6 protein-coding genes, 1 tRNA gene and 1 pseudogene are annotated in these 6,142 nt (G+C 71.7%); 6 read left to right on the top strand and 2 right to left on the bottom strand.

All coding sequences use genetic code 11. The annotated features are described in order from the left end of the window. The 4 genes and pseudogenes from HMPREF3105_RS05530 to HMPREF3105_RS05515 form a co-directional block, all read left to right on the top strand. Positions 1-236, top strand: a pseudogene (locus HMPREF3105_RS05530) (cytidylate kinase); the annotation flags it as partial. After that, a complete protein-coding gene (der, locus tag HMPREF3105_RS05525; protein ID WP_020628099.1) occupies positions 233-1,771 on the top strand; it encodes a ribosome biogenesis GTPase Der in 1,539 nt (512 codons plus the stop codon). The pseudogene HMPREF3105_RS05530 and the gene der, both read left to right, overlap by 4 nt. A 104-nt stretch (positions 1,772-1,875) precedes the next feature. Beyond that, positions 1,876-2,355: a hypothetical protein gene (locus HMPREF3105_RS05520; RefSeq protein WP_020628098.1), complete on the top strand. Its 480-nt coding sequence runs from the start codon at positions 1,876-1,878 to the stop codon at positions 2,353-2,355. 378 nt (positions 2,356-2,733) lie between these two features. After that, a tRNA-Pro gene (locus HMPREF3105_RS05515) sits at positions 2,734-2,810 on the top strand. Positions 2,811-2,968: 158 nt separating this feature from the next. Here the strand turns inward: HMPREF3105_RS05515 and xerC are convergent. Both xerC and HMPREF3105_RS05505 read right to left on the bottom strand, forming a co-directional pair. After that, a complete protein-coding gene (gene xerC / locus HMPREF3105_RS05510; protein WP_070708940.1) occupies positions 2,969-4,306 on the bottom strand; it encodes a site-specific integrase in 1,338 nt (445 codons plus the stop codon). 94 nt (positions 4,307-4,400) lie between these two features. Continuing rightward, complete coding sequence (locus HMPREF3105_RS05505) at positions 4,401-5,051, bottom strand: helix-turn-helix domain-containing protein (protein ID WP_070708939.1); 651 nt, start codon at positions 5,049-5,051, stop codon at positions 4,401-4,403. Positions 5,052-5,146: 95 nt separating this feature from the next. Here HMPREF3105_RS05505 and HMPREF3105_RS05500 point away from each other — a divergent pair, with 95 nt between their 5' ends. Together HMPREF3105_RS05500 and HMPREF3105_RS05495 are read left to right on the top strand one after the other, a co-directional pair. Next, positions 5,147-5,359, top strand: a complete 213-nt coding sequence (locus HMPREF3105_RS05500; protein WP_070708938.1) for a helix-turn-helix domain-containing protein — start codon at positions 5,147-5,149, stop codon at positions 5,357-5,359. 304 nt (positions 5,360-5,663) lie between these two features. After that, the coding region (locus tag HMPREF3105_RS05495; RefSeq protein ID WP_141762440.1) for a hypothetical protein at positions 5,664-6,142 on the top strand (479 nt) is incomplete at its 3' end.

Here is a 6,142-nt window from a genome sequence, read left to right as displayed (position 1 = left end):
GCCGCTCGGGCCAGCTGGCCGCGGCGGGGGAGACCGGCGTCGATGCCGGCACGCTGCACCGTCAGGTGGCCGGGCGCGACGCCCGCGACGCCACCGTGTCCACGTTCGACCGCCCCGCCGACGGGGTGGCGCTCGTGGACTCCACCGAGCTCGACTTCGAGCAGACCGTGGCGGCCGTCCTGGCCGCCGTCGAGGACCAGGCCGGCATTCCGGCCGTGAAGGGAGGCCGACGATGACCGAGAACCCCCAGCACCGCTCCGGTGAGGACGAGTTCGTCCCCGCCGGCGACGATCAGGTGGCCGAGCGGCTCGCCGCCATGACCGAGGAGGAGGCCGAGGCGCGCGCCGCGTCGCTGCGCGCCGGCCTCGAGGACTACGAGCTCGAGGAGGACGACGCCGCCCTCCTCGACGCGTGGCAGCTCGGGCCCGACGAGGACGTCGACGCGCCCGTGCCGCCCGTGCTGGCCATCGTGGGCCGGCCGAACGTCGGCAAGTCCACGCTCGTCAACCGCATCATCGGCCGCCGTGAGGCCGTGGTGGAGGACGTGCCCGGCGTGACGCGCGACCGCGTCTCCTACGACGCCGAGTGGAACGGCCGCGAGTTCACCGTGGTGGACACCGGCGGCTGGGAGCACGACGCCAAGGGCATCCACCGTCGCGTGGCCGAGCAGGCCGAGCTGGCCGTGGACGTGGCGGACGCCGTCGTGTTCGTGGTGGACGCCACCGTCGGCATGACGGCCACGGACGAGGCCGTGGTCTCGATGCTGCGTCGCAAGGACCGCCCGGTGATCGTGGCCGCCAACAAGGTGGACGACATGGTCCAGGAGGCCGACGCCGCCACCCTGTGGTCGCTCGGCTTCGGCTACCCGTACCCGGTGTCCGCGGTGCACGGCCGCGGCGTCGCGGACCTGTTGGACGCCGCGCTCGAGGCACTGCCGGAGGAGTCCGCCCACGGCGGTCTCGTGCCGCGCGGCGGCCCGCGCCGGATCGCCCTCGTGGGCCGGCCGAACGTGGGCAAGTCCTCGCTGCTGAACAAGCTGGCCGGCTCGGACCGCGTGGTGGTGGACGACCTGGCCGGCACCACGCGCGACCCCGTGGACGAGCTCGTGGAGCTCGGCGGACGCCTGTGGCGCTTCGTGGACACCGCCGGCATCCGTCGACGGCAGCACATGGCCCACGGCGCCGACTACTACGCGTCGCTGCGCACTGCCTCGGCCCTGGACCGCGCCGAGGTGGCCGTGGTGCTGCTCGAGGCGCCGCAGGTGATCTCTGAGCAGGACGTGCGCATCCTCCAGATGGTGCTGGACTCCGGTCGCGCCCTCGTGATCGCGTTCAACAAGTGGGACCAGGTGGATGAGGATCGGCGGCTCCAGCTGGCCAAGGAGATCGAGCGGGACCTGGCGCACGTCGCGTGGGCACCGCGCGTGAACATCTCCGCGAAGACCGGCTGGCACAAGGACCGTCTCGTCCCCGCGCTGGACCTCGCCCTGGACTCATGGGACACCCGTATCCCCACGGGCAAGCTCAACGCGTTCCTCGGCGAGCTCGTGGCGGCCCACCCGCACCCGCTGCGCGGCGGCAAGCAGCCCCGCATCCTGTTCGCGACCCAGGTCTCGAGCCGGCCGCCCAAGTTCGTGCTGTTCACCACCGGGTTCCTGGACCCCGGGTACCGCCGGTTCATCGTGCGCCGCCTGCGCGAGACCTTCGGGTTCGAGGGCACGCCCCTCGAGATCGGGATGCGCGTGCGCGAGAAGCGCGGTCGCCGCCGCTGATCCGGCCCCGCCCCGACGACGTCCCTCGACCACCCGCGTCGGGGGACGTCGTCGTCCCGGCCGGCTCCCACCGTTCGTCCACCTTCGCCTCGTAGCCTGAGGGCATGAGCCTCATCCGACGTCGCCCCGCCGCCCTGTCCCTGGCCACCCTGGCCGCGCTCGCGCTGGCCGCATCCGGCTGCGCGGTCGACGACGGCGCGACCCGGGCCGCGCTGCAAAGCGCGGAGGACCGGCTCGCCCAGGCCGAGGACCGGATCAGCGAGCTGGAGGCGGACGCCTCGGACCGCGTGGACCTGGGGCAGCTGCGCCAGGAGGCCGAGGGCGCCCTCGAGGAGGCGGACCAGCGCGCCGCCGAGGTCGTCGAGGACCTGACGCGATCGCTGCCCTCCGGTTCGGACATCGTCGACGTCGAGGCCCTTCGGGAGGACGGGAAGGTGGTCATCGAGTACGGCCAGTCCCTGCTCGAGGCCGATCCCCAGGTTCTCGAGGACACGATGCGGGAGGCGGCGGACCGGGCGCGCGACGCCATCCCGGACCTGGAGGACGTCGAATTCCGCGTGGGGGACCGAACCTTCACGTTCTGAACCTGCGACGGGGCTCCGTGAGGCCCCCGACACGCCCCTGCGACGCGCCCGGAACGGCGGATCGGAGCGGCTCAGCGTGTTACACTTCTCACGTGCGCGACTGCACCCTCAGTCATGAGAGGGTTCGTGCAGACCGCCAGGCCCACCGGTACGCCGGGGCCGCGGTCGCTGGGGGACTCTCGGTCGGGTGGCCCTCGGTCAAGGGATGAGGGGTTCACGTCTGTGAAGAGGACGTGGGCCCCTTGTTCACGTTTCGGGGGTGTCGCGCGGTTTGCCCCTGACAACGACGACCTGGCAGGCCCGCTTCCGATTCGCGCCCGGCGGTGCCGGTGGGGTATGCTCATCGGGTGCCGAAGCGCGGATGACCGCGATTCGCCACGGGCTATGGCGCAGCTTGGTAGCGCGCTTGACTGGGGGTCAAGAGGTCGTGGGTTCAAATCCCGCTAGCCCGACCACGTTCCCACGGGTCAGAGTCCGCATCTGACGAGGGAAAATGGAATGAGGCCCCGGTTCATCGTTGAGGGATGAGCCGGGGCCTCTTTCTCTGCCTGGCACAGAGTCAGGCACAGATCGCTGAACGTCTCTCGGCAGGTTGAGGGACTGCCGAGCGGCCTCAGCTGAGTTGTGCCACGGGCGCCGGATCTGTGTCGGCCGATGCGCTGGCGAGCCATTCGCCGAACGCCTGCCCGGCGCGCTCCACGCCGGCCACGCCGGAGCGGGGCAGGTAGGCCGCGAGGTGGACCTCAAGCGTGTGCCCCAGTAGCGCGGCCGCGTCGGCAGGGGTCACGTGGATCGAATGCAGGAGTCCCGCCATAGAGTGCCGCGTCTCGTGCTGGCGGATCGTGGGAACGCCGGCCTTGCGACACAGCGCGCGGAACCGGTCCGAGTACCACTCGGGGCGTACCGGACGCCCAAGCTCGTCCACGACGACATAGCCCGTAGAGTGCCAGGCCGCGCCAGCCTTGAGCTGATGGCGCGCCTGACGCGCCTTGAGCGCTCGCAACAGCTCCACCGTGCCTGGGTGCATGTCCTCCACGTGGACCGTCCGAGCGCGCTGGGCGCTCTTGGGGTCGTCCACGTACGTCTCGCCGCCCCGGGAGATGGACTGCACCCGCCCCTGGGAGACGGTCACGGTGCCCGCCTCGAGGTCCACGTCCTCCCAGCGCAGGCCCATCACGTCGGCGCGCGTCATGCCGGACAGCGTGAGCCGCCACGCCGCCGCGAGGCGGTCAAGGTCGCTCACGGCGCGGAACGCGAGGAGCTCAGCGGGCGTCCAATGGCTAGACGTCTTAGGCGGCTGGGCACTCTTGGGAACCTTGACGCCGGTGGCGACGTTCTTCGGCACCGCGTCCGCCTCTACGGCGTAGTCCAGCACCATGCGGAGAGTCTTGAGCGCCCCACGCACGGTGCGCTGTCCCAGGGGCCGGCCCTCGGGATGCTGGCGCGTGACGCGACCGCCGCACCGGGCGAGCGCCTGCACCCACTCGTCCACGTGCGGACGGGAGAGCTCGAGCGCGGGCACGTGCCCCAGGCCCTTCGACTCGTGCGTGATGTACTTCAGCATCTCGTCGTAGTGCTCCATCGTCACCTCGCGGACGTCGTGACTGCGCTTCCGCCACAACTGGCACAGGTCCGCAACGGTCAGCACCGCCGGGGCCGCGTACGTGCCCTGGGAACGCACGCCCTCGCGCACCTCGGCCACCCATGCGCGCGCCTCCGCGAGCGTGGGGAACGTGCGCCGGGACTGCCGGCGCTGGCGAGCCCCGGGGGCCGTGACGGACACACGGGCCGTCCAGCGCACGCCCTGGGCTGTCTCGACCCGGGCGATGGGCTCGCCCCACTCCGGGCAGTCGGGGCAGGTGTAGCCGACGACCGCGCCGGCCTGCTCGATCGGTTCCCAGCCGCGGCGGACGTTGCCTCGCGGCGTCCCGCACGAGGGGCACCTCTTCATGGCATCGGCGGGTACTGCCCGCCGTGAGCCTGTTCTCATCGTTGTTCTCCTTGGGGTAGCCGCACGCCGGGCGGCGTGCGGGGGTCTGGGCGAGTCAGTCGCGCGGACGGGGGCCGCGTGTGCGCGGGGGCCACGGGAGATCGGGGCTGTTCTTGCGGCCCCGCCTCAACCACTGATCCACGGTGTTGGGCGAGACGCCGTATCGCTCGGCGATCTCGTCCCGGTTCATGCGCGCGTTCAGGTGCTCGCACAACGTGCCGTCGTCAGGACGTCGGCGGCGCGACGGGCGCGCGGGCTCGTCGCGCTGAGCAACGAGCGCCACGCCCTCCTCTGCGTCCATCCGCTGAGCTCGGAGGAACCGATCCGCCGCGCGCACGATGCTCCGCACGGGAGGCTGAAACAACGCCTCGTCCGCCGGGAGATCTGTCGGCGCGACCTCGAGCGTTCGGAGCGTCGCCTCTCGCCCATCGTCGTGGATCGTCGCGCGATAATGCACGCCGCGCTGATCGTCCGTGATGAGCACTCCCGGCACGTCACGCCCGCTCGGCTCGGTCTCCGCCATGAGCGAGCGCAACGCCCACGCAGGGAGCTCCACTGTGTCGTCGTCGCCCGCCTCGGCCAGCGTCGCCCAGATCTCGGCCCGGACGTCCGGCCGCAGAGGATCGGGAGCACCGGCCTGTGGGAGCTCGGCCTCCTCGTGGCGACTCCAGCCCCACACGCTCCAACTGTTCTTGAACACCTTCATGCGTACAGTTTCGCACCCCTCTAGTTCTGTTGCAAGCTGGAGGGGACAGACCGGACGAGCGCGGACGACGCGCACGACGAACGGAGCGAACTCCCATGACTGCCCAGACCCCCGAGGCCCCCACGCCCACGACTCAGGCCGAACCGGAGCGCGTGCTCCGCGTGACCGAGGTCGCCGAGCACCTCGACTGCAACGCCGATCTCGTCTACCGCCTGATCCACCGCGGCGACCTCCGCGCCGTGCGCGTCGGACGTCTGATCCGCGTCCCGCTCTCCGCGCTGAACGAGTACCTCGCCACAGCCGCCTGAGCCTCACGCCGCTGAGCCGGCGCACCTGTCTGGAGCACACCGTGAAGAACAAGCCCTAGAGACAGAGCAACCCCCGCCCGGGTGGAGACCGGGCGGGGGTAGAGGTCAGGACGAGACTGTGCCCCCATCATCCCACGCGACGCCCGACGTTGCCCAGCGAACCGCAGACGCCGCCGCATGGCTCCGCGAGTTCTTCCCCCACGACGACGGCGGACGCGTCCGCCTCGCAGAACGCACCGCCGACGACCGGAAAGAGTACCCGCGCGGCGTGAGCCTCCACGACGGCCCCGGGTCGTTTGCCGACATGGCGGAGGCTCTCGCCGAGACCCTCGTGGACCTGAGCGAGCACGCTGATGTCTACGCCTGCCCGTACGCCCACGAGGGAGGGCGCTACAAGGGCGGAGCCGTCGCCCGCCGCCACGCGCACGCCGACGTGGACGGCCCCCTAGACCTCGAGCTCGTGCGCGAGCTCGGCGCGCTCGCGGTCGCCTCCGGCTCCATCTCCCAGGGGGCACCGCACGGCCACGTCTACGTGCGTCTCACGCGTTCCGTGACCGCCGACGAGCACAGCGCCCTCTGCGCCGCTCTCGGCGCGTACCTGGGGCCGCACGCCGACGCCTCCAAGGTCGCAGACAACGATCTACTCCGCCCCGCCGGCACCCTCAACCACAAGGATGGACGCCGCGCGCCGGTGACATGGCTCATCCGTCCCGACGCGCCCACCGTGCGCGCCTGGGAGCCCGCAGAGCTGGCCGAGCACCTCGGCCTCGCCTGGCCCCTCCC

This window comes from Micrococcus sp. HMSC31B01 (assembly GCF_001816085.1).
Classification (GTDB): domain Bacteria; phylum Actinomycetota; class Actinomycetes; order Actinomycetales; family Micrococcaceae; genus Micrococcus; species Micrococcus luteus.
This window is presented reverse-complemented; position numbering and strand designations above follow the sequence as displayed.